We start from the raw sequence: 22912 nt of genomic DNA on the forward strand, positions 1-22912 counted from the left end.
CCGGTAGTCGAATTCGATTTCGAGATCAGCCGCGCTTATTGCGCGGGTTGGCGTGCCGGGTAGAGGTAGTCGATATCGGCGGAATAGGCCGCCGCGATCGCGGCTCGGCGCAGTTTCCGCGAGGAGGTCAGCAATCCGTCGTCAACGGTGAAGTCGCCGTCCACAATTCGGAACGCGCGGATCGATTCCGCGCGGGAGACAAGGGAATTCGCGTCGTCGACAGCGGACTGCACCGCGGCTTCGAGATCACCGTCGGGATGGTCGCCGCGCCAGCGTTGCACCTGCACCGGATCCAGCGTCACCAGTGCGGTGACGTAGTCGAGGCCGTCACCGACCACCATGCAGTTGCTCACCAGCGGATGCAGCCGCACCCGATCCTCCAGCGGCGCCGGCGCGACATTCTTGCCGCCGGAGGTCACCAGGATCTCCTTCTTGCGGCCGGTGATGCGCAGGTAGCCGTCGGCGTCGAGTTCACCGATATCGCCGGTGTGCAACCAACCTTCGTCGTCCACGATCGATGACTGCGTCGCGGAGCGACTCGGTGAGGGGCGGTGGTCGGGCGACGGGCGGGCCTGGACCGCCGCCGCACCCCAGTAGCCCGGTGAGACGTGCGGACCAGCGACCAGCACCTCGCCGTCGGCGTCCGCGATGGCGACCGAGGTGCCCGGAATCGGTCGCCCCACGGTGCCGAGCCGATTGGTTTCCGGGGCACTGACCGTCACGGCCGTCGCCGCCTCGGTGAGCCCGTAGCAGTTCAGCAGCACCACACCGAATCCGGCGTAGAACCCGATCGTCGACTCGTCGAGCGAGGCGCCGCCGGAGATGACCGCGCGCAGCTGCCCACCGAGCGCGGCCGCCACCGGATGGTCGGACGGGTCCGGTGTCGCCTGGTCACGCAACACCGCCAGACCGCGCGCCACCGCCTCCTGCTCCTCGGTGCCGGACAGCAGCGTTCGGCAGTACTTGCGAATCTTCTCCAGGCCGTAGGGAATCAGCGCCAGGAAGGTGGGCCGCAGCGTCGGCAGCACCGGCACCAGGTCCGGGATGCCGGGCAGCAGATGGGTGCGGCTGCCGCCGAACAGGCAGGCGAACAGGATGGTCTGGCCGAAGACGTGCGACAGCGGCAGCGCGAGCACGGTCGTGCCGTCGAACAGCTCGCCGGTCTGGCGCACGGTATTGGCCGAGGATACGAACATATTGCGGTGCGTGATCAGGCATCCCTTGGAGACGCCGGTGGTGCCGCTGGTGTAGACGATCATGGCCAGGTCATCGGCGTGCACCGCGGCGATGCGGGCACCGAGATCAGCGTCGATCTCGGTGGCCGTCCACTCCGCGATCAGTGCGAAGGTCCAGACCTCGCCCGCACCCGCGGCCCGCAGGCGCGCTCCATCGGACTCGTCTTCGGCGACGAAATAGGCACTGTCGCTATCGCGCAGGATGTGCTCGATCTGCGCCGCCGAGGAGGTCGGATACACCGGCACGACCACCGCGCCGAGGGCGAGCAGTGCGCAGTCCAGTAGCGCCCACTCCAGACTCGTGCGGCCGAGGATCGCGACCCGATCCCCCGCTTGCACGCCACGCCCGGCCAGCGCCGAGGCCAGCGCCCGAGCGCGCCGGTCCACTTCGGCGCAGGTGAGTTGGGTCCCATCCGCGCCGCACAGCGAATGCCGTTGCGGATGTGCCGCGGCCGCACCGGAAATCACCGAGTACAAACTCGCGTCGTCCGGGAGGTCGATTCCGTTCTCGGTCACTGACACTGTATTCACAATGTCGAATTCTGGTCGGCGGCAACGAATTACGTCCCCGCCTATACAGAGGTTCCTACCGCGCGAATGTCATGGCCTATCGAAGGACTCAGGCCGATAGCGCGCGGGCAATATCTATACGTGCCGGTTCGGGGGAATCGATGCAATCCAGGAAAAACGAAACCGCCGGATTCGTCTCATCCGTACGCCACACCGCGTACAAATCCAATGTCGGCACCGGATCGAACAGTTTGACCGCCACCGAGCTACTGCCCGGCGCACCCATACCCATCGAGATCGCGCGCGGTAGCGAGGCGAATCCGACGAACGGACGCACCGAGACCATATGCGCGGTCGCACCGGGATCATCCGCGGTATGCGCGACCGCCAGGCTGATCCTGGTGTCCGCGGCCGCACGGAAGATGGAGTCGTACATGGCCGGACACTGTTCGCGGGCGAACAGTACACACTCCTGCCCGGCCAGTTCGGCGAACGGTACACCGGGCCGGTCGGCCCAGCGGTGTCTGCGCCCGACCACCGCGACCAGTGGAACCCGGTGCAGCAATCGGCGATACGAGAAGTCCGAGGTGCTCGGGTGGCCGTAGACCAGCGCCACGTCCAGCGAGCCGTCGGCCAGCGCCGCCAGCTGCGGGCCGGTGCGCTTCTCCCACAGCGACACCACGATATCGGGATGTCGTTCGGTCATTCCGGTGAGCGCCTCCGGCAGCACATGTCTGCTGGCCGGAAGGTTGTAACCGATATTGAGGGTGCCCGCGCGCCCCTCGGCGGTCGCCTTGGCGACCTGGGCGGCCCGGTCCATCTGGGCCACGATGATGCGGGCTTGACTCTCGAATTCTCGGCCCGCCGGGGTCAATTTGACCTCGTGGGAGTTACGTGCGACCAGTTGCACGCCGAGTGATTTCTCCAGCTTCTGCAGCTGGGCACTGAGACTGGGCTGCGTGAGATGCAGGCGCTGCGCTGCGCGGCCGAAATGCAGCTCTTCGGCAATAGTGATGAATGAGACCAGGTGTCGGAACTCCATACCGCCGGCTCCTTATTCCGCGTATCCAAAACGTTAGCGGAGCCAGGTAACCGAGGATGAACCGCGGTCGGACGGCTATTGCCGAGACCGTTGCTGCCGGGTGAACTGACTACGGAACGTTTCGCAGATGTGCTAAGCGGAGCCGCGACCATCTAGCATGCCCGAAACGACAGGCCGAGGCAATAGCGGACCCGGTGCGCTATCACACCGGGTCCGAGCGCAACTCACTTGGCGGTGAACCTCGTCGGCAGAGATTCCAGCCCGCGAATGACCACATTCGGCTTATAGGGGGGTTCGTCCGAAAGCAGTTCGATATCACGCACTTTCCGCAACAGCACGTCGAGCAGCACCTCCATCTCCAGCAGTGCCAGAGGTGCGCCGAGGCAGTAGTGGATGCCGAGACTGAAGCCGAGGTGCTTCTTGGCCGGACGCATCGGATCGGAATACCTGGCGACGTCGACCCGGTCCGGATCGGCGAAGACGGCATCGTCGCGGTTGGCCGAATTGATCAGCACCACAACCCCTTCGCCGGTTTCGAACTCATGGCCGGCGACAGTGATCGGCCGGGTGGCGGCGCGGGTGGTGATCTGCACCGATGGCTCCAGTCGCAGCAGTTCGTCGGGTGCGGATGCGGTCAGCTCGGGACGTGCGCGCAGGGCCGCGATTTCGACCGGATTGCGCATCAGCTGCAGCATGCCGGTGCCGATCAGATTCGCGGTGGTCTCGTGCCCTGCGACGAAGGTGGTGATGCAGGTGGCCAGCAGTTCCTGTTCGGTGAGCACATCGCCGCGGTCCTCGACCTGCGACAGCACGCTCAGCAGGTCGTCCTTCGGATCGTGGCGCCGTTCGTTCAGCAACTCACGGAAGTAACCCATGAAGCCGCGCGAACCGGCGCTGCGGGCCTTCAGCGCCTCCTCGGGCAGCGTGTAATCGTGATCGAAGCCGCGCGCCAGGTCCTGGGACCACTGGTGCACCTGCTCATAGGCCTCCGGCGGCACGCCGATCAACTCGCAGGCGATGATCAGCGGCAGCGGGTAGGCGATCATCTCGACGAGATCGAATTCGCCTGCGGCCAGGGCATTGTCGACGAGTTCCTCGGTGAGCTGCTCGATGCGCGGGCGCAGCCGGGTCACCATGCGCGGGGTGAAGCCCTTGGTCACCAGATTGCGCAGCCGGGTGTGGTCCGGCGGCTCCATCCAGAGGAACGAAGTGGGCAGTTCCTCCGGCGCATCATCCGGCGACACGGTGGGATGCATCATCGCGGCCTCTTCCGCATGACTCCACGCCGTGGTCGAAAGAACGGCCGTGCAGTCCTCGTAGCGGGTCAGCAGGTGGTGGCCGAGCGGGGTCTGATGCAGCGGGCCCGCTTCGCGCAGGACCCGTGCGGGGGTGTATGGGTCGGGCCTGCCTTCCGGGCCGAATAAGTGGGCGATGGCGGTCTGGATGGCGGAATCCTGATCCGCCACCGCAGTATTCGCTTGCGACATGTCGGGGTGGTCCCTTCTGTGCGGTGCACCGCCGAACTGGCGGTGCGGCCGGTCGGAATGTGGCGGTGCGGGCCGCGACATTGCGGACCCGTCACCTCGTCGGTTCGATGAGGATCGGTGTGCGTTCGGCTGCTGCTGCCGGTTTTGTGTTGCCGCGCAGCAGGATTCGGCCCGCTATCAACGGGTGCAGGAGCGCCGCGGGCGGTTCGACGAGGTTGGCTACCCGCAGAAAGGTGCGCGCGACCTGCGGGTCGACATGTGCGGCGCGGTGCGCTCGGGCGACATAGGCATTGGTGAGGCGCGTACGCGTCGTACGCGGGCCGATGACGCCCGGATGGCTGAGGTCGGCACCCGCCGCGAGCTGCCACGCGACATCGACCACTTTGCCCGCGGCGCAGTAGAACCGGGCGGGTAGCCCGGCCTCGGATCCGGCGCGCAGACAGTCACGCAGGACGAGAGCTTGCTGGGCGGCCACGGCCATGCCCTGCGCGTACAGGGGATTGAAGCTGCACAGCGCGTCACCGAGTACCAGAAAGCCTTGCGGCACAGCGGAAAGCCGCTCGAATCTGCGCCGCACCGGAGAGCGGAATCGATGGGGCACAGCATCCTCGAGCGGTTCGGAGCTGGTGATGAGTTCGTGGATATCGGGTGCCGCAATGGTGGCGGCGAATTCGGCGAAGCCGTCCGGATCGGTGGGTGGATGGTCGCCGAGCATTCCGGCCAGCGTGATGTGCCAGCGGTCGCCCTCGACCCGGATCGCGCCGCCACCACGGCCATTCGGGCCGGTGGAGATGATCACCGAGGAGTGGCCGCCCAATTGTCCTGGCTGCCAGCGGAAGAGTCGGGAGGCGTAGCCGAGATCGACCTCGAGGCGCTCCTCCAGGGGTATCCGCCCGCCGAGGGCAGCCAGCCATACGCTCGCGCGGGAGCCGCGTCCGGTCGCGTCGACAATGAGGTCGGTGGCGTGCGCCTCTGCGCCGTATGCGCCGGAGACCGACACCGCACGCACCCGTGCGGCATCGCCGATGAGGCCGCGCGCCATGCCCTCACACAGGCGCACGCCGGGCACAGCGAGTGTTCGTTGCCGCAGTATCTCTTCCAATAGCGGCCTGGTCGCCATGATCGAGGTAAGTCCGGTCGAGGTGGGCGCGACCCGCAATCCGCCGACGTACCAACGCGTTCCGACCAATGCCTCCGCGGTGGTCGCGCCCCGATCGGCCATTTCGGAGGTGAAACCAGGATACAGCTGCTCGATAATGGTCCGGCCACGATCCAGCAGTCCGTGCAGGTGCCGTGCCTGTGGTACGCCGCGTCGCATGGCGGTACCGGCCACCGTGTCGCGCTCGAAAATGGTGACCCGGGCGTAGTGCTCGGAAAGCACCCGGGCCGCGAGCAGCCCCGCAATGCCCGCGCCGAGCACTACCGCGTGCCGCCGCTCGTTCATGACTCCGCCTCATCGGCGCTCAGCTCCGGCACGAGCGAGAGCTCGGCTGCGTTCGTGGTTCGCTCGCCGCGCTCGCTCACACCTCCCCCTCGCCAACGCTCGGCTCCGTCCCGACCGAGGTCGGCCGCGTTGGTTGCTCGCGCGCTCACAGCGACACCGGCAAGGACACAATGCCGCGGTGGATCAGGCTGGGCCGGTATTCGACGGTTTCGGTGGCGAGTTCGAGGTTCGCGGCCCGGTCGAGCAGGGTGCCGAGGGCGGTCTCCGCCTCGATGCGTGCGAGCGGTGCACCGACGCAGTAGTGGATGCCGAGGCTGAAGCCGAGATGCTTGCGCGCCGGGCGGTTTCCGGCGTAGCGAGTGACATCGAAGGTGTCCGCGTCCGGGTATACCCGATCGTCCCGGCTGGCCGAGGCGGTGAGTACAACTACGCCGTCGCCGCGGCGGAATTCATGCTCACCGACGGTGGTGTCGGCCAGGGCGACCCGGATGGTGAACTGGGTCGGGGCGTCGTACCGCAGCATCTCGTCCAGCGACGGGCCGATCAACTCCGGATTGTCCCGAAGCAATTGCAGCTGTGCCGGATTGCGCAGCAGCGCGAGCATGCCGTTGCCGATCAGGTTGATCGAGGTCTCCATGCCCGCGACCAGCGTCAACAGCGCGATCCCGATCACCTCGGGCTCGGTCAGCTGCGCACCGCTCGCGGCCGCCAGCGCGCTCAGCAGATCCGGTGTCGGATTCGCCTTCTTCTGCTGGATCAGCCGGGCGAAGTAGCCCATGCACTCCATCGCCGCGGTGCCGCGCGCGGCCACCTCGTCCGGGCCCAGCAGCGAATCCGGATCACTGCCCCGCGCGATCGCCAGCTGCCACTCGCGGAACAGTGCGCCATCGGCCGGATCGGCGCCGAGCAGCCGCACCGGCACCATCGCCACAGCGAGGGGTACCGCGAGATCGTTGAGCACATCGAGTTCACCACGCCGCACCGCCGCGTCGACCAGGTCGCTGACCACCTGACCGGCGACCGGAACCATCTCCGCCATCAGCCGCGGCGTGAACGCCTTCGCGACCAGCTTGCGGTAGCGGCCGTGCTCGGGCGGATCCATCCGGACGAACGAACCCGGAATCGCGGCGGTGGTGTCGCGGAACGGGCTGATTCCGGCGGCGTAGCCGTGACCCCAGTCCGAGCCGGTCAGGATGGCCGCGCATTCCTCGTAGCGGGTGATCAAAGTGACCGGCACATCGCCGAATTCGTACGGGAACAGTGCGGCGGCATCGCGCACCCGACGGTATGCCGGATACGGGTTCGCCCGCTCGCTGGGATCGAAGGCATCGAAGGCAATAGGGATGGCTGTATGCCCACCCGTCACCCGGCCGCCACCCCCCATGGAATCGCTCCGCGATGCTGTATTCATTTTCCCTCCAGCCGCACATGAAGTTCGGACATGCCGCGCACGACCACATTCGGCCGATACGGCGGTTCCTCGAGCAGGGTCATGGCCACGACCCGATCGGCGATGGCACGCAGCACCACCTGCATCTCCAGCCGGGCCAGCGGTGCGCCGAGGCAGTAGTGCAGGCCGAGGCCGAAGGACAAGTGCCGCTCGGCCTTTCGGCCCCTGGCGTATCGCGCGATATCGAACTTGTCGGCGTCCGGGAAGGCAAGCGGATCACGGTTCGCCGAGGCCAACAGGACGATCACCGCATCACCGGGCGCGAAAGTCCGTCCGGAGACGGTGATCACGTCGTGCGCGGTGCGCGTGGTGAGGTGCACCGGCGCGTCATAGCGCAGCACCTCGTCGACGGCGGATTCGCACAGTTCCGGGAATTCACGCAGCCGCTCGAACTCCTCGGGATTGCGGATCAGCGCGAGCACCCCGTTGCCGATCAGGTTGACAGTCGTCTCGTGCCCGGCGACAACGAGAATCAGCAGCGTGCCCAGCAATTCGGTGCGGGTCAGCCGGGCGCCCGCGTCATCGGCCTGCACCAGCGCCGTGATCAGGTCGTCGCGCGGGGATTTGCGGCGCTGCTCCACCAGATCGCCGAAGAACTCCAGGAAGGCGTGCACCGCCGTGGTGCGCGCGGCCAATTCCTCGGTCGAGAGCAGCAGATCCGGATCGAGGCCGCGGGCGATGCCGGTCGAGATCTGACGCACGTGCTCGTACGCCTCGGCCGGAACGCCCAGCAGTTCACACACCATGGTGAGCGGGAGCGGATAGGCCAGCGCGTCCAGCAGATCGACCTCACCCGCGGCGAGCATCTTCGCCAGCAGCTCGTCGACCAATTGTTCGGCCCGGTCCCGCATGCCGCTGACGGTGCGCGCGGTGAATGCCTTGCTGACCAGTCCGCGCAATCGAGTGTGCTCCGGCGGCTCCATCCAGAGGAACGAGCCGGGCAGTTCGACATCGCTGTCGCCGTGCAGCAGTTGCGGTTCCTCGGCGTGGCTCCAGCGCGGGTCCTGCATGATCGTCTGCGCCTCGTGGTGACGGGTCACCAGGTGCATATCGTGCGGTCCGGGTACGAAGGGGCCCGCGTCGCGAAGCACCGCATAACTGTCATACGGATTGTGTCGCATATTCGGTGCGACGCTCTCGACGACCGCCAGCTGCACCGGGGTCGACTCCTCGACCGCGGAATGGTCGGAACTCACCGGCAACTCCTGAATGGAATGCGAAATGGACACCGGGGGAAAACAATTCCCGTCCATCGTGGTGCCGTCGCACCCGGCGGTACGGCGACGATTGTCCGTTCCTATCGCGCCATAGCCCGAATACCTTATCGGGCAACGCGATTGAATGATCGCGGATGTTTATCGCAGACCGTAATTCACAATGCGTTCAAGGCGCCGTCACAATTCACTGTTGTCGTGGCAGACATGAATTCTGCGGAATCGGTCGAAACGCTGCCGAGTCAGCTGGCCCGGATCGCGGCCGAGCACCCCGAGGTGGCCGCCACATTTTGGTCGGTTTCGGAAACGCTGACCTACGCCGAACTCGACCGGCGCTCCCGCGGAGCTGCCGCCGCGCTGGTCCGCCGTGGGATACGGCGGGGCGAGCCCGTTGGCATCCTGTGCCCGAACGCGCCCGAATTCCTCGTCGGGCTGTTCGGTGTCGCAGCGGCCGGCGGTGCCGCGACTCCCCTGCCCCTGCCCGCCGGTTCCGCGCAGCTGAGCGGATATCCGCAGAAACTCGCGACGATCGTGGCGGCCGCCGGGATGCGCACGGTGCTGGTGTCGCACCGCTTCGCCGATCTGGCCGCGCTGCTCGACACCGCGGTGAACGTCGAATTGGTGGACACCGCAACGCTATTCACCGAGGACAGCACCCCGCTGCCCGCCATCAATGCCGATGACCTGGCCATCGTGCAGTTCACCTCCGGCAGCACCGCCACCCCCAAAGGCGTTCGCCTGACCCATCACAACGCCCTCAGCGGGCTGGCCGCTATCCGCACCGGCATCGCGCTCGACCTGACCGATCAGGGCGGATTCTGGCTGCCGCTGTTCCACGACATGGGCCTGTTCGGCACGTTGTCCGCGATCCTGCGCGGAATTCCGGCGCACGTCTGGTCGCCGCTGGCATTCGTCAAGGATCCGGCCCGCTGGCTGGCCGAATTCGCGGCCAGCGGCACCACGATCACCGCCATGCCGAATTTCGGCTACGAAGCGCTGCTCAACGCCATCCCGACGGACGAGGTCACCGATTACGATCTGCGGCGCTGGCGCATCGCCTTCAACGGTTCCGAACCGATCTCCAACGATGTGGTCGAGGCGTTCTGCGCGCGTTTCGCGCCCGCTGGTTTCGCGCCCTCGACGATGTTCGGGGTCTACGGCATGGCCGAGGCCACCCTCGCCGTAGCCTTCCCACCGCTCGGCCGGGAGCCGCTGTTCGAGTGGGTCGACCGCACGGGACTCGCGGAAGATGCTCGAGCACAGGTTGTTTCGCCCGCCACACCCGGTGCGCGCGCCGTAGCCGGTGTCGGCTCCGCCGTGGCCGATCTGCGACTGCGGATCGTGCATCTCGGTACCGGCGCGGAACTCCCGGACGGCGCGGTCGGTGAAATCCACATCCAGGGCCCCTCGGTGACCGAGGGCTATCTGACCGCCGACCCGTCCAGCGTCGCGGGACTGCATACCGCAGGTTGGCTGCGCACAGGCGATCTCGGCTACCAGCGCGATGGTGAACTCTTCGTCACCGGCCGCTGCAAGGACATGATCACCGTGCGCGGCGTCAATTACTACGCCCAGGATGTCGAGGCCGCCGTGCGTGACCTCGACGGCATCTACAAGGGCCGCTGCACCGCCGCGACCGATCCCGACGGCGCGGATGTCATCGCGCTGATCGCCGAATCCGAATGCACCGGCGCCGCGGCAGAGGCACTCGCCGATCAGATCCGCGGCCGCATCTCCACCGAGCTCGGACTGACCGCAGTCCAGGTGTATCTCGTTGCACCACGCAGCATTCCACGCACCAGCAGCGGCAAACTGCAGCGCCTCGCGGCGCGCGACCTCATCTCCCCACGGCAATGACCTTCGACCGAACTGGAGCCTCCCGTGCACAGCTATGAAGTCTTCCGTCACTACGAGCGCCTGCATTGGCGGCTGACCGATCTGGACCTCGACGCCGTCGACCACGCATTGATCCGTCCCGAATACGTGACCCTGGCCAAGAGCGCGACCATGGGCGAATCCAATGTCATCGCCGCGGTACACGGCTTCATGAACGAATTCGTCGACGACTACGACTTCTCCACCTTCGCCGTGGTGTGGGGCTACCAGGAAGTGCAGCACCACTATGCTTTTCGCTCCTGGCTCGGCGCGGTCGGCGAGAGCGTGGACGAGAAGGCCGTCGACTCCATGCGCGAGCCGTACGCGCCCGGCAGCACCCCCTCGGCCACCCTGGCAACCAACATCATCTCCGAACTCACGGTGAACCACATCTATCGCGCCGTCGCGAGCTGGGTGCAGGAGCCGGTGCTGAAGGGCCTGCTGCTCAATGCGAGTCGCGATGAGGCCGGACATGCCCGCGAATTCATCCACTACGCCACCAAGCGGCTGGAACAGCGGCCCGAGGAGTTGCCCTCGGTGCTGGAGACGCTCTACGTCTACAGCTCCGAGGCCAAGATCAAGCATCCGGTGAGCACCTTCAAGGCGGGCATCAGCGAACTCGGCGACCACGAGACCATCGACACCGGATTCGATCTGTTCCTCGAACAGGTCGCCGCCGAGGGTGAGCTGGAGGTCCTGCACGACAAGGTGCGCCGCACCTTCGCCAATATGACCGGCCTCGACCTGTCCTCCAATGCGAAGGTCCGCCGCGCCCTCGCCGACGCGATCGCCTAGCTCATGGAGCGACACAGCTCGGTTCAGGTGCCGTGGTCGGTGATTCCGGACTACCACTGCTTCGGCTGCTCCCCGCACAACGCGTCCGGGCTGCGGCTCGAGTTCGAACCGCATCCGGACGGCCTGCAGGCGCGGTTCCGGCTCGGACGCAGCTTCGAGTCCTACCCGGGGGTCGTGCACGGCGGGCTCATCGGCGTGATCTGCGATGAGGTGATGGGCAACCTCATCGTGCTGGCCCGCCACCATCCCGCATTCACGGTCTCACAGCGCACCCGCTTCATCTCCCCGTTGCTGATCGACCGCGAGTACCACTGTGTGGCAACACTATCCGAATCGGAGCACCCGATTCAGGCGTCCGCCGAGATCCTGGACGCCGACGGCGCCGTCTGCGCCACCTCCAGCGCGGCCTATCAGCCGTTCGAACTCGATGCGGTCCGCCATCAACTCAAGCTGGGCGACGACGAGGTTGCCCTGCTCTCGCAAGCATTCGCCACCGCGAATGCCCTCTCTTCGAATGGAGTTCAGCATTAACGCTTCTTCCGCTTCAGGGCGGGAGATTTCACGCTCGGACCGCAACCCCACCAGCCACCCGAGGGAAGTGATCGGATTGTCTGACATCGTCGACACGTGTGTGGCCGCGCTCTGCCACAGCCAGAATCACTCTGGCGGCGTTCCGGTCCCGACACGCGGTAAACCCACATGCCAGGCATCGGAAGATTCGTTCGCCGAGTTCGAGGGGCTGCTTGGCTCTCGCGAAACACCTCGAACACGTCATCGTCGTATACGCGGGCCGCACCAACACCACCTTCCGGCCGGCCCGCACGCCACGGCTGATCAGTTCGGACTTCGTCGCGCCGATGGCCGCGTCGGCAGCTTTGCGGGCCATCGTGGATTTGGCCAGAAACTTGGGCGTGAAATCCTCCACCGCGATCAAGTCATGGTGGTCGACAACGCTTTTCGCCCACACCCGCGCCTCGTGCTGTGTTTGGCGTGCGGCTTTCTTGTGCAGCTTGGTGGCCTCGCGGGCGGCTCGCCGGTACCCCTTCGACTGCGGACCGCGTGTGCCGCGTCGGCGTCTGGCCATCTTGCGTTGCGACCGGGCCAGTTCAGCGGCACACCGCGCACGATGGCCGCGATAGGGCAAATCGAACGACAGGTCGGTGGTCGTGGCCGTAACACGCACACCCCAGTCCAGACCGATACCGCCCTGGACCACCGGTGCGGGATCGACGGTGCGGCGCACGACGAACGAGGCATACCAGTGCCCGAGCGAATCCCGCGTGACACGCACGCTCGTCGGTGCGGAAGGCAACTCACGCGACCACACCACCGGAATACTTGTCCCCTTCGCCAGCACCAGCCGCCCGTCCCGCAGACTGAACCCACGCCGGGTGTACTCCAACGACAACTCGGTCGTCTTTCGGGGTTTGAACACCGGCCGACCCCGCCCCTTGACGGTGAACGACTGAGCAAGCGCCTGCGCATAGGTTCGCAACGTCTGCTGTTGGGCGACTTGGGAACCCTCCCGCAACCACGCGCTCCCCGCGCGGGCGGCGGTCAGCAGCTTGCTCAGCGTGCCGAACGTCGGCTTATTGCCCGACTTCTGCTGGTGCACAGCCTCGTTCCACAGGAACCGACAGCGATGCCACTCCGCCAGCAAAGCCGACTGCGCAGCCCGGCCCGGCCGCAGTCGATAGCTGTACCGCACCACCTCCTCCACGCCCGTGAATCTATCCGACACCACCGACAAGAACCCTCGAAAGGAGGACGGCGCTTCCTCACCCTCGTAAACGAGGGAGTCTCCGCGCCGAACATCCGATGACCCACACCGCCGACAACATCCTGCGCACCGTCACCGATATCGCCGCCGCCGAGACCGGCATCGCCGAGGCCGAGCTAGAACCCGACGTCGACCTGCGCGGTATAGCGGGCGTCGATTCGGTGCGCGTACTGCGCATGGTCGCCAAGATCGAACGCACCTACGACATCGAGTTGGAGGACCAGGACGTCTTCGGTCTCTCGACGCTCGCGGATGTCGTCAAGGTGGTCGATCGGGCACTGCACGAGGCAGCGGCATGACCGTCACCGCCGATACCAATCAGCACTACGATCTGGATCCGGATATCTTCGGGCAGTTCCTCGACCCGCTGCGCAAATACAGTTCGGCGCTGTACAACTCGCCGACCGACACCCTCGAACAGGCGCAGCGGCAGAAGCTGCACTTCGTCGCCGATCGGCTCGGATTGCGCGGCGGGGAGCGGCTGCTCGATGTCGGCTGTGGCTGGGGTTCGCTGATCCTGTTCATGGCCGAGGAACTCGGTTGCGACACACTGGGTGTCAGCCCGGCACCACGGCAGCACCGGTACATCGCCGAACAGGCCGTCGCACGTGGTGTCGAGGCACGCGTCGATACCGAGGTCGGACACTTCGAAGAGCTCGACCTGCCGGTACGCAGCTTCGACGCGGTTACCCTGCTCGGCTCGATCGTGCATATGCCCGACCTCGGCGCGGTCTTCCGGCGCGCACGGGCGGTACTGCGACGCGGTGGCGCACTGTATGTCTCGGAGAGCTGTTTCCGAAATGCCTCCGCCCGCAATGCCTTCGACACCCGCGTCGGCACCGAATTCGTCCGCGAGGACATTTTCGGCTGGGGTGATCTGCGCCCACTGTCGGAGCTGCTGACCGCCGCCGAGGACGCCGGTTTCTCGATTATCGCGGTGGACGACCTCACCGAGCACTACCGCCGCACCATCGATGACTGGATCGCCAATGTCGACGCGGCCGCCGAGCGCATCGACGCGCACGGCCCCGGGCTGGCCGCGAAGCTGCGGCACTACCTGGAGATCGCCAATGCCGGATGGGGTTATACGACCAAGCATTACGCGCTGACCTGTCGCAATGCCCGGTAGGAGACGCAGATGAATACGGAGTCAGCTCTGATTCCGGTCGACGAGGTGGCCGCCGCGGTCGACGGCTTCCTCGCCGCTTCCCCGGCCACGCGGGCCTGGGATGTGGAGACCGCCTTCGACTGGTCGCTGGCCGATGCGGGCCGGCTCACCGAGGGGCAGCGCTCGGCGGTGCAGTTCGTCACCCTCATCGAGGATCATCTGCCCGGCTATTTCGATGTGTACCACCGGCATTTCCCGGTGGACGACACCGTGGACCGGGCCACCTTCGTCCACAACCGCGAGCTCTACCACTTCACCGTGCGGTGGGCGCTGGAGGAGGATACCCACGCACGGGCGCTCACCCGATACCAGGAAGCATCGGGTATCGCTGAACGTGGCTCTCTCCGTGAAGAATTGGCGATCGAAGGCCAGAAGCCGTTCGATCTGCCCTACGACCATCCGGTGCAGTTCTTCGCCTACGCGCTGGTGCAGGAGAAGGCGACCCAGATGTACTACCAGCACCTGCGCGATGTGGTCGACGACCCGATCCTCGCGACGGTGCTGGGCCGGTTATCCCGGGACGAGGCAAGGCATTTCAGCTTCATGGCCGATGTGGTCGGACGGTATCTGCGGGTGCAGGGCGATGCGACCGTGGAGCCGATCCGCGATGTCATCGCCAATTTCCGCATGCCACTTGCCGATACCATGCGCGGCTACTGGCGGTGGGCGCTGAAGATCGCCGATGTGGCCTCCTACGATCACACCGAGGCCTATGAGCATCTGGTGAAGGTGATCGACCGGACGGTGGATGCCAGATCCGACCGGCTCGACGAATTGGTTCGTTTCATCGGCGAGTGCAACGCGCTGGCCTGACAAATAGCCCTGCCGCCGCTTGTTCGGAGGCAGGGCTATTTATTTCACCGCTCCGGATTCAGCACCAGAATCGTGGTCGAGCCATGCGCGATCAACTTGCCGTTCGCATCCACGATCCGTCCCTCCGCGGTCGCGGTACGGCGCCCGACGTGAATCGCATTGGCCTCACACGTGAGCCGCGATCCGTCCAATGTCACCGATCGAATGAAATTCACCTTCAGCTCCAGCGTCGTATAGGCCACGCCGTCACCGAGTTTCGTGAATACCGCACTCCCCATCGCGGTGTCCATGAGCGTCGCGATCACCCCGCCGTGCACCGTGAACATGGCGTTGATGGTGGCCGGATTCGGATCGAGGTAGTACCGGGTGTACCCGTCCCCCGCCGTCTCCAGCCGAATCCCCAGCGACGCGCCGACCCCCAGATTCTCCTGCAGCCCCCGCTCGAATACCGCCGTCAATTCCTCGACACGGGTGGCGACGGTCCCATTGCTGTGAGTATCGATGCTGGTCATGGCCTCTTCCTCCCTGGCGAACAATGCCAGCCCATTCGACCAGCGCCCGGTGAACTCCACCTGGCCACGACCCACTGCATATCCAGCTTCGATCGGCTGATCGAAATCAGAGGTCGGCGACCGCGCGCACCAATTCGGCGAGCTGCTCGAAGTCCTCCTCGACGAACGGGCCGGAGCGGCCGAGTACTACGTGCTGGATACCCACATCCGCAAAGCGGGCGAATGAATCTGCCTGCTCGGCAACCGACTTATCCGGGTACCAGTACGCGACCATGGTCTTTTCGATGTCCTCGTACCGACGGCCGACAGCTTCGCAATGTCCGTGCAGGACTTCGAGTTTGGCCGCGACGGTCTCGGCGGATGCACCGAACAGATTGCAGGCGTCGGCGTATTGCGCGACCAAGCGCAGTGTCTTTCGCTCGCCTTGGCCGCCGACCATGATGGGCGGATGCGGGCGGGTCAGCGCGTTGGGAACATTGAGCGGGCGTTCGAGGGTGTAATGCTGTCCGTGGAAAGGCTTTTCGGATCCCGCCCACATCTGCTTCGCGATCCGCAGGGTTTCCTCCAGGCGCTCGTATCGCTCGGAGGTCGGCGGGAAGAACAGGCCGAGACCTGCGGCTTCATCGCCATTCCAGGCCGCGCCGATGCCGAGCCAGGCGCGGCCACCGGAGAGCACATCGAGGGTCGTGACACTCTTGACCAGCAGACCCGGATCCCGATAGCTGACGGCGGTGACCAAAGCGCCGAACCGAATTCGCTCGGTCCGCGCCGCGATATACCCCAGCGCGGCGTAGGCCTCGAGCATGTCGTGTTCCGCAGGACCGTTCGAACCGATCTGGAACAGATGATCCATGACGAATACCGAGTCGAGCCCGGACTGATCGGCGGCCCGCACGATCCCGTCGACTCGCGGGCCGATCGCACCCGGTGAATCCGGCCAGGTGAAGTCGGCAAGAGAAATACTCAGTCGCATGAGCCGAGCCTGGCACGACAGGCGCGCGCTGGGGAGGCACCACCGGTCCTAGGACAGTCCCACCACCGGGCCTGGCTCGCCGTCCGGTCGGTCGATGGCGTGCAGCCATCGGTCGATGCATTCCAGCAGTTCGTCGGGGTCGACGGGCTTGGTGATGTAGTCACTGGCGCCGGATGCCAAGCTCTTCTCCCGATCGTCTGCCATGGCCTTCGCGGTGACCATGATGATCGGGAGCCGGTCGAACCGGGGCATTCTCCGTATCGCTGCGGTCGTGGCGTATCCGTCCATCTCCGGCATCATCACGTCCATCACGATGACATCGACACCCGGGTTGGCCCGCAGTGTTTCGATGCCTTTTCGCCCGTTGGGCGCGTGGTCCACCGACATTCCGTTCAGTTCCAGCATTCCCGCGATCGCCAGGACATTGCGTGCATCGTCATCGATGATCAGCACCTTGCGTCCGGCCAGTCTGGGCTGTGCTGCCGGCTGCGCCGGTGTTTCGAGCTCCGGCCGGTGCGGACGGGTCAGCAGCAGGATGAACCGCTCGCAGAACTCATCGGGCGAAGCCACCAGTTCGACCCCATGGTCGCGGGCATCCGCTTCGATAAGCCGTTCCTGATCGGGACCGAGTTCACCGACCGGATGTGCAAGCAGTGGAATACTTCTCGACTCAGTGCCAGCACGCAGCCCACGCAGGAACTGCGGCGTCCACACGGCCGGCAGGCTCGCATCCAGCAGGACACACCGATATGGACAGGCCGGCAACGCCTCGAGTGCCTTGTCGGCGGTACCGACGGACTCGATACGGACCGACCCTGCGGTGTCCGCAAGTGCCCTGACGACCCCACGCGCCATCCGGGTCAGCTGCCTGCTCTCCTGGTCCTCTATGACAAGGATGGAACGATCGATCGGCTTCGACCGCGTCCTCGACTCGGCCGCCACCTCCGGTTGCGGTGTCACCGGGATATAGACCGTGAACGTACTCCCGCCGCCGAGCCTGCTTTCGGCACGAATCTCGCCGCCGAGCAAGTTCGCCACCTGCCTGCTGATCGACAGGCCGAGGCCGGTACCCCCGTATCGCCGGCTGGTGGTGCCGTCGGCTTGCTGGAACGCGGTGAAGATGGCCTCCAGGTTCTGCTCTGCGATACCGATTCCGGTGTCGCTCACGGAGAATGCGATGCGGTCGTGCTGTCGCCACACCCTGAGCCGGATCATGCCTTTCTCGGTGAACTTGACCGCATTGGACAACAGGTTGCGTAGCACCTGCCGCAGCCGCTGCTCATCGGTGTTGAGGTGAGCGGGAACGTCCGGTTCGACATCGACGTCGAACTCGAGGCCCTTCTCGCTGATCAGTGGCAGGAACGTGGTCTGCACGTATTCCAGCAACTGCCGCAGCGGCACGAACTCCCTTTGAATATCCATCTTCCCGGCCTCGACCTTGGACAGGTCGAGGATATCGTCGATCAGCTGCTGTAGATCCCGGCCGGCGGACTGGATCACGTTCGCGAATTCGACCTGCTTCTCGGTCAGATTCCGGGTTGTGTTCTGCGCCAAGATGCCCGCCAGGATCAGCAGGCTGGTCAACGGTGTGCGCAGCTCGTGCGACATGTTCGCGAGGAACTCCGACTTGTACTTCGACGCCAGCGCGAGCTGTTGGGCTCGTTCCTCGATCTCGCGCCGGGCCTGTTCGATTTCGAAGTTCTTGATTTCGATATCGCGGTTCTGGCGGACCAGCAGTTCTGCTTTTTCTTCGAGATCCGCATTGGACTGTCGCAGCTCTCCGGCAAGTCGCTGCGATTCCTCGAGGAGGGCGTCGGTGCGTGCGTTGGCCATGATCGTATTGGCATTCACGCCGATGCTTTCCATCAGCTGTTCCAGAAAGTCTTGCTGTACCAGCGTGAACCGGCTGAAGGAGGCCAGTTCGATCACACCGAGCACCTGGTCCTCGAACACTATCGGCAGCACGATCAAGTTGACCGGTCGCGCGGCCCCGAGACCGGAGCTGATCTGAACGTAGTCCGGCGGTGTCCGGTCGACCACGATCGTCTTTTTGGTCAGCGCCACCTGCCCGACCAGCGACTGGCCCAGCTCGAATACGACGTTGTCCGCATTGCGCCCGTAGCCCGCGATCAGCCGCAGCCGAACGTGGTTGCCTTCGGGTTCCATCAAGAAGAACGCACCGTACTGAGCGCTGACGAGAGGGGTGAGCTGGTTCATGATCAGCTGGGCGACAGCGCTGAGATCCCGGTGTCCCTGCAAGCGTCCCGACATCCGCGCCAGATTGGTATTGAGCCAAGCCTGCTCTTCGTTGGTGCGGGTGGTTTCGCGGAGGGACTGCACCATCGTGTTGATGTTGTTCTTGAGTGCGGCGACCTCACCTTGCGCCTCTACGGAAATCGATCGGGTGAGATCTCCGGTCGCCACCGCGCTCGCGACCTCGGCGATGGCACGCACCTGACGGGTGAGGTTGCCTGCGAGCTCATTGACGTTCTCCGTCAGTCGCTTCCAAGTTCCGGATACACCCTCGACCTCGGCTTGACCGCCGAGCCGACCATCCTTACCTACCTCACGTGCCACCCTGGTCACCTCGGCGGCGAACGCCGACAACGTGTCGACCATGGTGTTGATCGTGGTCTTGAGTTCCAGGATCTCGCCGCGCGCATCAACGTCGATCTTCTGCGACAGGTTGCCGCGCGCCACGGCCGTGGTGACCTGGGCGATGGATCGAACCTGACTGGTCAGATTGCCCGCCATCGAGTTCACATTGTCGGTGAGGCTCTTCCAGGTGCCTGCGACATTGGGCACGCGCGCCTGCCCGCCGAGGATGCCTTCGGTACCCACCTCCCGGGCGACACGGGTGACCTCGTCGGCGAATGAGGACAAGGTATCGACCATCGTATTGATGGTCTGCGCCAGCACGGCGACCTCGCCCTTGGCTTCGACGGTCACCCGCTGCGACAGGTCGCCGCGCGCAACCGCGGTGGCGACCTGGGCGATCGAGCGCACCTGATCGGTCAGATTGTCCGCCATCACATTGACCGACTCGGTCAAGCCCTTCCAGGTGCCGGATACGCCCTTCACATCGGCCTGGCCACCGAGCCGACCCTCCGTACCGACCTCGCGCGCAACACGAGTGACCTCGTCGGCGAACGAAGACAAGGTATCGACCATCGTATTGATGGTGTCCTTCAACTCGAGGATCTCGCCCCGGGCATCCACCCGGATCTTCTGCGACAAATCCCCGCGCGCAACCGCGGTCGTGACCTGGGCGATCGAGCGCACCTGATCGGTCAGATTGTCCGCCATCACATTGACCGACTCGGTCAAGCCCTTCCAGGTGCCGGATACGCCCTTCACATCGGCCTGGCCACCGAGCCGACCCTCCGTACCGACCTCGCGCGCAACACGAGTGACCTCGTCGGCGAACGAAGACAAGGTATCGACCATCGTATTGATGGTGTCCTTCAACTCGAGGATCTCGCCCCGGGCATCCACCCGGATCTTCTGCGACAAATCCCCGCGCGCAACCGCCGTGGCGACCTGGGCGATCGAACGCACCTGATCGGTCAGATTGTCCGCCATGAAGTTCACCGACTCCGTCAGCCCCTTCCAGGTGCCCGAGACGCCCAGCACCTGGGCTTGGCCACCGAGTTGACCTTCGGTACCGACTTCGCGGGCGACGCGGGTGACCTCGTCGGCGAACGAAGACAAGGTGTCGACCATCGTATTGATGGTCGACTTCAGCTCCAGGATTTCGCCACGGGCATCCACGGTGATCTTCTGTGACAAATCGCCCTTCGCCACCGCGGTCGTCACCTCCGCAATCGACCGAACCTGCGCGGTGAGATTGCCCGCCATGATGTTCACCGATTCGGTGAGGTCACGCCATGTTCCCGACACGCCGGGCACCTGCGCCTGGCCACCCAGCCGTCCTTCATTGCCCACCTCTCGGGCGACACGGGTCACCTGGTCGGCAAACGCCGAGAGCTGATCCACCATCGTGTTGATGGTGTTCTTCAGCTCCAGCAGCTCTCCCTTGACATCCACGGCGATCTTCTGCGACAGGTCGCCCTGCGCCACCGCTGTGGCTACGCCTGCGATATCGCGGACCTGAGCGGTGAGGTTGTCCGCCATCGCATTCACCGACTCGGTCAGATCCTTCCAAGTGCCCGAGACCCCAGGCACCGACGCCTGGCCGCCGAGCTTGCCCTCGGTGCCCACCTCCCGGGCGACGCGGGTGACCTCGGTGGTGAATAGGGAGAGCTGGTCCACCATGCCGTTGAACACGGTGGCGATCTCGTCCAGCAGCGGATCACCGACCTCGGGCAGGGACCGCCGGAAGTCGCCGTCGCGTACCGCTTTGAGCCCATCCAACAGGGGCTGCAGGCGTTCGTCGTTGCCGCTTACTCGATCCATGGTCGCGCTGTCTCGGGCCATTGGCTGTACCTACCTAACGTCGCCTCTGCAGCCGCTCAATATCCGGGGTCGACGTCGAAGTAATCCTGGCCTGCGGCGACCCGCCGAATAGCGTTCAACAGGTCGTCGAACATTCCGGTCTTGAGCACCAGGCCGGCACCACCCGCCGCGATCACCCGGTCGACCATCGACTGATTCGCATCCCCGGTGAAGACCAGCACCCTGGTCTCCGGGGAGACGATGCGCAGCCGCTCGATCGCATCGATCCCATCTCCATCGGGCAGCCGACGATCGAGCAGGACGACGTGCGGATGGTGCCGGCTTGCCGCACCAATGGCGTCCTCGACCGACCTCGCTATTTCGATGACCTCGATGTCGTCGACGAGTTCGAAGGCGGAGTCCAACGCCATCACCACCATGGGGTGATCCTCCGCCACCAGTAGCCGGGTATGACCAGCGTCGACATCAGTCGACATAAATGTCAGTCTACATCGATGCCTGTTCGTTGCCACAAGATTTCTATCAGTCGCAAATTCTGATGGAAAATCTGTGATTTCGATGGAATTGACACAAAATTTACACCTTCCAGCGATCCCGGATCGCAGGAAGGTAACCACGCCGTCAAAAGCTGTTCATGTTCGGCGCCAGCTACCGCCGATACAGCGGTTGACACAGGTCCTGGCCACGATTGAGGCTACATCGAGCTTGTCGTACGCGATGTCGCCGGCACGCTCGGTGACTGCTGTCGAGAGCCGGCCACTGAATACATTTGCACGACAACCGCCACAATTCTGATGAGGCCGCCGAGCGAGTAGCTATGGATTTACTTGAAAGAATTACGACCGATAATTATCGGGTATAGCCGCACGACGGAAGCCAAAAGAACTTATTCTGCAGATTCCTAGGACAACAGCGGCGGGGATTTCGGGAAGGCGGTCGGAAGTGCGGTGAGGGCCCGGTGGAACGGTCCCGGTCGCCAGATCAGTTCGTCCGCAGGCACGGCGAGGCGGACCTCGGGGAGCGCGTCGAGTAGTTGGTCGATGGCGTCCTGGGCGATCATGTAGGCCATCGAATTCGCAGGACATACGTGTGGTCCGGCGCCCCAGGCCAGATGGGAGCGATTGCCCGCGTACTGATTCGCGACGATCGCCGGATCGGTATTGCAGGCGGCGATGCTGATGACGACCGGCTGGTGGGCGGGTAGCCAGACATCGTCGATCAGGATCGGCTGGCGCGGAAATGTGATGCAGAAATTCGCCATCGGCGGATTGTTGAACAACACCTCGTCGAGCGCGTCCCTGGTCGACATGGTCCCGCCGAGCACGCTGCCACCGAACCGCTCGTCGGTGAGAATCAGCAGCAGGGCATTGACGATCAGATTCTGCTGCGGTTCGATGCCCGCGCCGTACAGCGTGCCCAACTGGTGCACCATCTCGGTATCGCTCAGCGCCGCCGGATGCCGCAGCATTCGGGTGGTGATGTCGTCGCCGGGCTCGACGCGCTTGAGCTGAGTCAATTCCAGCATCGCCCCGACGAGCAACTGATTGCCGTGCTCGGCATCGATCCCCTCGAAGATCGCGGCCATACCGGTCGCGGCCTGCTGCGCGATATCGTCCGGGCACCCGAGCATGGCGTTGAGCACCGTGAAGGAGAGCGGAAACGCGTACTGGCGCACCAGGTCGGCCGACCCGTCGCCGCAGAACGAATTGATCAGCGGAACAGCGAGTTTCGCCACCGTATCGTGCAGGTGGTACTGATCGACCTTCTCCAGGCCCGCGACATTTGTCTGCCGATACCTGGCGTGCGCTTCACCAGCATTGCGCAGGGCATTCGGTCGCCACTGCATCATCGGCAGCACCGGGCAGTCCGCGGCCACACTCTGCTGCCAGGTGCGCGGATCGGCCGGAAAATGATCCGGATCATTGAGGATCTGCAACGCAGAGTAATAGCCGACCACCAATGTGGCGGGCACCCCAGGCGCCAGATCCACCGGAACCAGTGCCCCGTACCGCTCCCGCATGTCCCGATACGCCCGATGCGGATCCGCCGCGAATTCCGGCGTATACAAGGCCACCCGCGGCCCATCTGTGCCGATCGGCGAAGTGAACGGTGCACGGCTGTGCGCCGAAGGCGGCATCGTCATCGAAAAACTCCAGGATTCGAACAAACAAGCCCCGTGAGCGTAAGCACCCACCCCA

At 64.9% G+C, this 22912-nt stretch carries 18 protein-coding genes; 6 read left to right on the forward strand and 12 right to left on the reverse strand.

The window, feature by feature from the left end; all coding sequences use genetic code 11:
* Positions 1-35: 35 nt before the first annotated feature.
* From ACQPYR_RS33445 to ACQPYR_RS33470, 6 genes are all read right to left on the reverse strand, one after another.
* Positions 36-1766 (reverse strand): AMP-dependent synthetase/ligase, encoded by a 1731-nt coding sequence (locus ACQPYR_RS33445; RefSeq protein ID WP_433622839.1) that lies wholly within the window; start codon positions 1764-1766, stop codon positions 36-38.
* Between the two features lie 88 nt (positions 1767-1854).
* Positions 1855-2787 (reverse strand): LysR family transcriptional regulator, encoded by a 933-nt coding sequence (locus ACQPYR_RS33450; protein WP_063041076.1) that lies wholly within the window; start codon positions 2785-2787, stop codon positions 1855-1857.
* Positions 2788-3011: 224 nt separating this feature from the next.
* A complete protein-coding gene (locus ACQPYR_RS33455; protein ID WP_433622840.1) occupies positions 3012-4274 on the reverse strand; it encodes a cytochrome P450 in 1263 nt (420 codons plus the stop codon).
* A gap of 91 nt (positions 4275-4365) precedes the next feature.
* Complete coding sequence (locus ACQPYR_RS33460) at positions 4366-5718, reverse strand: FAD-dependent oxidoreductase (protein WP_433622841.1); 1353 nt, start codon at positions 5716-5718, stop codon at positions 4366-4368.
* A 145-nt stretch (positions 5719-5863) separates the two neighbouring features.
* The gene (locus tag ACQPYR_RS33465) at positions 5864-7129 is read right to left on the reverse strand and encodes a cytochrome P450 (protein ID WP_433622842.1); all 1266 of its coding nucleotides are present in this window, start codon (positions 7127-7129) and stop codon (positions 5864-5866) included.
* Positions 7126-8364 (reverse strand): cytochrome P450, encoded by a 1239-nt coding sequence (locus ACQPYR_RS33470; RefSeq protein WP_433622843.1) that lies wholly within the window; start codon positions 8362-8364, stop codon positions 7126-7128. Before ACQPYR_RS33470 ends, ACQPYR_RS33465 begins: the two co-directional genes overlap by 4 nt.
* Before the next feature lie 225 nt (positions 8365-8589).
* Here ACQPYR_RS33470 and ACQPYR_RS33475 point away from each other — a divergent pair, with 225 nt between their 5' ends.
* Genes ACQPYR_RS33475 through ACQPYR_RS33485 form a run of 3 tightly spaced genes read left to right on the forward strand, consistent with a single transcriptional unit; the run spans position 8590 to position 11583 of the window.
* A complete protein-coding gene (locus ACQPYR_RS33475; protein WP_433622844.1) occupies positions 8590-10239 on the forward strand; it encodes a fatty acyl-AMP ligase in 1650 nt (549 codons plus the stop codon).
* A gap of 24 nt (positions 10240-10263) precedes the next feature.
* A complete protein-coding gene (locus ACQPYR_RS33480; RefSeq protein ID WP_433622845.1) occupies positions 10264-11052 on the forward strand; it encodes a ferritin-like domain-containing protein in 789 nt (262 codons plus the stop codon).
* 3 nt (positions 11053-11055) lie between these two features.
* Positions 11056-11583 (forward strand): PaaI family thioesterase, encoded by a 528-nt coding sequence (locus ACQPYR_RS33485; protein WP_433622846.1) that lies wholly within the window; start codon positions 11056-11058, stop codon positions 11581-11583.
* A 28-nt stretch (positions 11584-11611) separates the two neighbouring features.
* On the opposite strand, the gene ACQPYR_RS33490 is transcribed toward ACQPYR_RS33485, so the two are convergent.
* Positions 11612-12772: an RNA-guided endonuclease InsQ/TnpB family protein gene (locus ACQPYR_RS33490; protein WP_433622847.1), complete on the reverse strand. Its 1161-nt coding sequence runs from the start codon at positions 12770-12772 to the stop codon at positions 11612-11614.
* 98 nt (positions 12773-12870) lie between these two features.
* Here ACQPYR_RS33490 and ACQPYR_RS33495 point away from each other — a divergent pair, with 98 nt between their 5' ends.
* Genes ACQPYR_RS33495 through ACQPYR_RS33505 form a run of 3 tightly spaced genes read left to right on the forward strand, consistent with a single transcriptional unit; the run spans position 12871 to position 14813 of the window.
* Positions 12871-13131, forward strand: a complete 261-nt coding sequence (locus ACQPYR_RS33495; protein WP_433622848.1) for an acyl carrier protein — start codon at positions 12871-12873, stop codon at positions 13129-13131.
* Positions 13128-13961, forward strand: coding sequence for an SAM-dependent methyltransferase (locus ACQPYR_RS33500; protein WP_433622849.1), 834 nt, complete (start codon positions 13128-13130; stop codon positions 13959-13961). Before ACQPYR_RS33495 ends, ACQPYR_RS33500 begins: the two co-directional genes overlap by 4 nt.
* 9 nt (positions 13962-13970) lie before the next feature.
* Positions 13971-14813: an acyl-ACP desaturase gene (locus ACQPYR_RS33505; RefSeq protein WP_433622850.1), complete on the forward strand. Its 843-nt coding sequence runs from the start codon at positions 13971-13973 to the stop codon at positions 14811-14813.
* Between the two features lie 44 nt (positions 14814-14857).
* On the opposite strand, the gene ACQPYR_RS33510 is transcribed toward ACQPYR_RS33505, so the two are convergent.
* From ACQPYR_RS33510 to ACQPYR_RS33530, 5 genes are all read right to left on the reverse strand, one after another.
* Positions 14858-15325: a PaaI family thioesterase gene (locus ACQPYR_RS33510; RefSeq protein ID WP_433622851.1), complete on the reverse strand. Its 468-nt coding sequence runs from the start codon at positions 15323-15325 to the stop codon at positions 14858-14860.
* 106 nt (positions 15326-15431) lie between these two features.
* Positions 15432-16298 carry an LLM class F420-dependent oxidoreductase gene (locus tag ACQPYR_RS33515; RefSeq protein ID WP_433622852.1) on the reverse strand — a complete coding sequence of 289 codons (867 nt, stop codon included), beginning with the start codon at positions 16296-16298 and terminating at the stop codon, positions 15432-15434.
* 48 nt (positions 16299-16346) lie between these two features.
* Positions 16347-20735, reverse strand: a complete 4389-nt coding sequence (locus tag ACQPYR_RS33520; RefSeq protein ID WP_433622853.1) for a HAMP domain-containing protein — start codon at positions 20733-20735, stop codon at positions 16347-16349.
* Positions 20736-20770: 35 nt separating this feature from the next.
* Entirely contained in the window at positions 20771-21190 is a 420-nt protein-coding gene (locus ACQPYR_RS33525; RefSeq protein ID WP_433622854.1) for a response regulator, read from the reverse strand.
* Between the two features lie 425 nt (positions 21191-21615).
* Positions 21616-22857, reverse strand: coding sequence for a cytochrome P450 (locus ACQPYR_RS33530; RefSeq protein ID WP_433622855.1), 1242 nt, complete (start codon positions 22855-22857; stop codon positions 21616-21618).
* Between the last annotated feature and the right edge of the window lie 55 nt (positions 22858-22912).

Source organism: Nocardia sp. CA-120079 (assembly GCF_050955745.1).
GTDB lineage: Bacteria > Actinomycetota > Actinomycetes > Mycobacteriales > Mycobacteriaceae > Nocardia.

Bases quoted from the DNA above. Each gene is read 5' to 3' on its own strand.
- ACQPYR_RS33520 (WP_433622853.1), bottom strand. From the start codon at position 20,735: ATGGCCCGAGACAGCGCGACCATGGATCGAGTAAGCGGCAACGACGAA.
- ACQPYR_RS33525 (WP_433622854.1), bottom strand. From the start codon at position 21,190: ATGTCGACTGATGTCGACGCTGGTCATACCCGGCTACTGGTGGCGGAG.
- ACQPYR_RS33500 (WP_433622849.1), top strand. From the start codon at position 13,128: ATGACCGTCACCGCCGATACCAATCAGCACTACGATCTGGATCCGGAT.
- ACQPYR_RS33460 (WP_433622841.1), bottom strand. From the start codon at position 5,718: ATGAACGAGCGGCGGCACGCGGTAGTGCTCGGCGCGGGCATTGCGGGG.
- ACQPYR_RS33505 (WP_433622850.1), top strand. From the start codon at position 13,971: ATGAATACGGAGTCAGCTCTGATTCCGGTCGACGAGGTGGCCGCCGCG.
- ACQPYR_RS33455 (WP_433622840.1), bottom strand. From the start codon at position 4,274: ATGTCGCAAGCGAATACTGCGGTGGCGGATCAGGATTCCGCCATCCAG.
- ACQPYR_RS33495 (WP_433622848.1), top strand. From the start codon at position 12,871: ATGACCCACACCGCCGACAACATCCTGCGCACCGTCACCGATATCGCC.
- ACQPYR_RS33510 (WP_433622851.1), bottom strand. From the start codon at position 15,325: ATGACCAGCATCGATACTCACAGCAATGGGACCGTCGCCACCCGTGTC.
- ACQPYR_RS33475 (WP_433622844.1), top strand. From the start codon at position 8,590: ATGAATTCTGCGGAATCGGTCGAAACGCTGCCGAGTCAGCTGGCCCGG.
- ACQPYR_RS33465 (WP_433622842.1), bottom strand. From the start codon at position 7,129: ATGAATACAGCATCGCGGAGCGATTCCATGGGGGGTGGCGGCCGGGTG.
- ACQPYR_RS33485 (WP_433622846.1), top strand. From the start codon at position 11,056: ATGGAGCGACACAGCTCGGTTCAGGTGCCGTGGTCGGTGATTCCGGAC.
- ACQPYR_RS33530 (WP_433622855.1), bottom strand. From the start codon at position 22,857: ATGACGATGCCGCCTTCGGCGCACAGCCGTGCACCGTTCACTTCGCCG.
- ACQPYR_RS33515 (WP_433622852.1), bottom strand. From the start codon at position 16,298: ATGCGACTGAGTATTTCTCTTGCCGACTTCACCTGGCCGGATTCACCG.
- ACQPYR_RS33450 (WP_063041076.1), bottom strand. From the start codon at position 2,787: ATGGAGTTCCGACACCTGGTCTCATTCATCACTATTGCCGAAGAGCTG.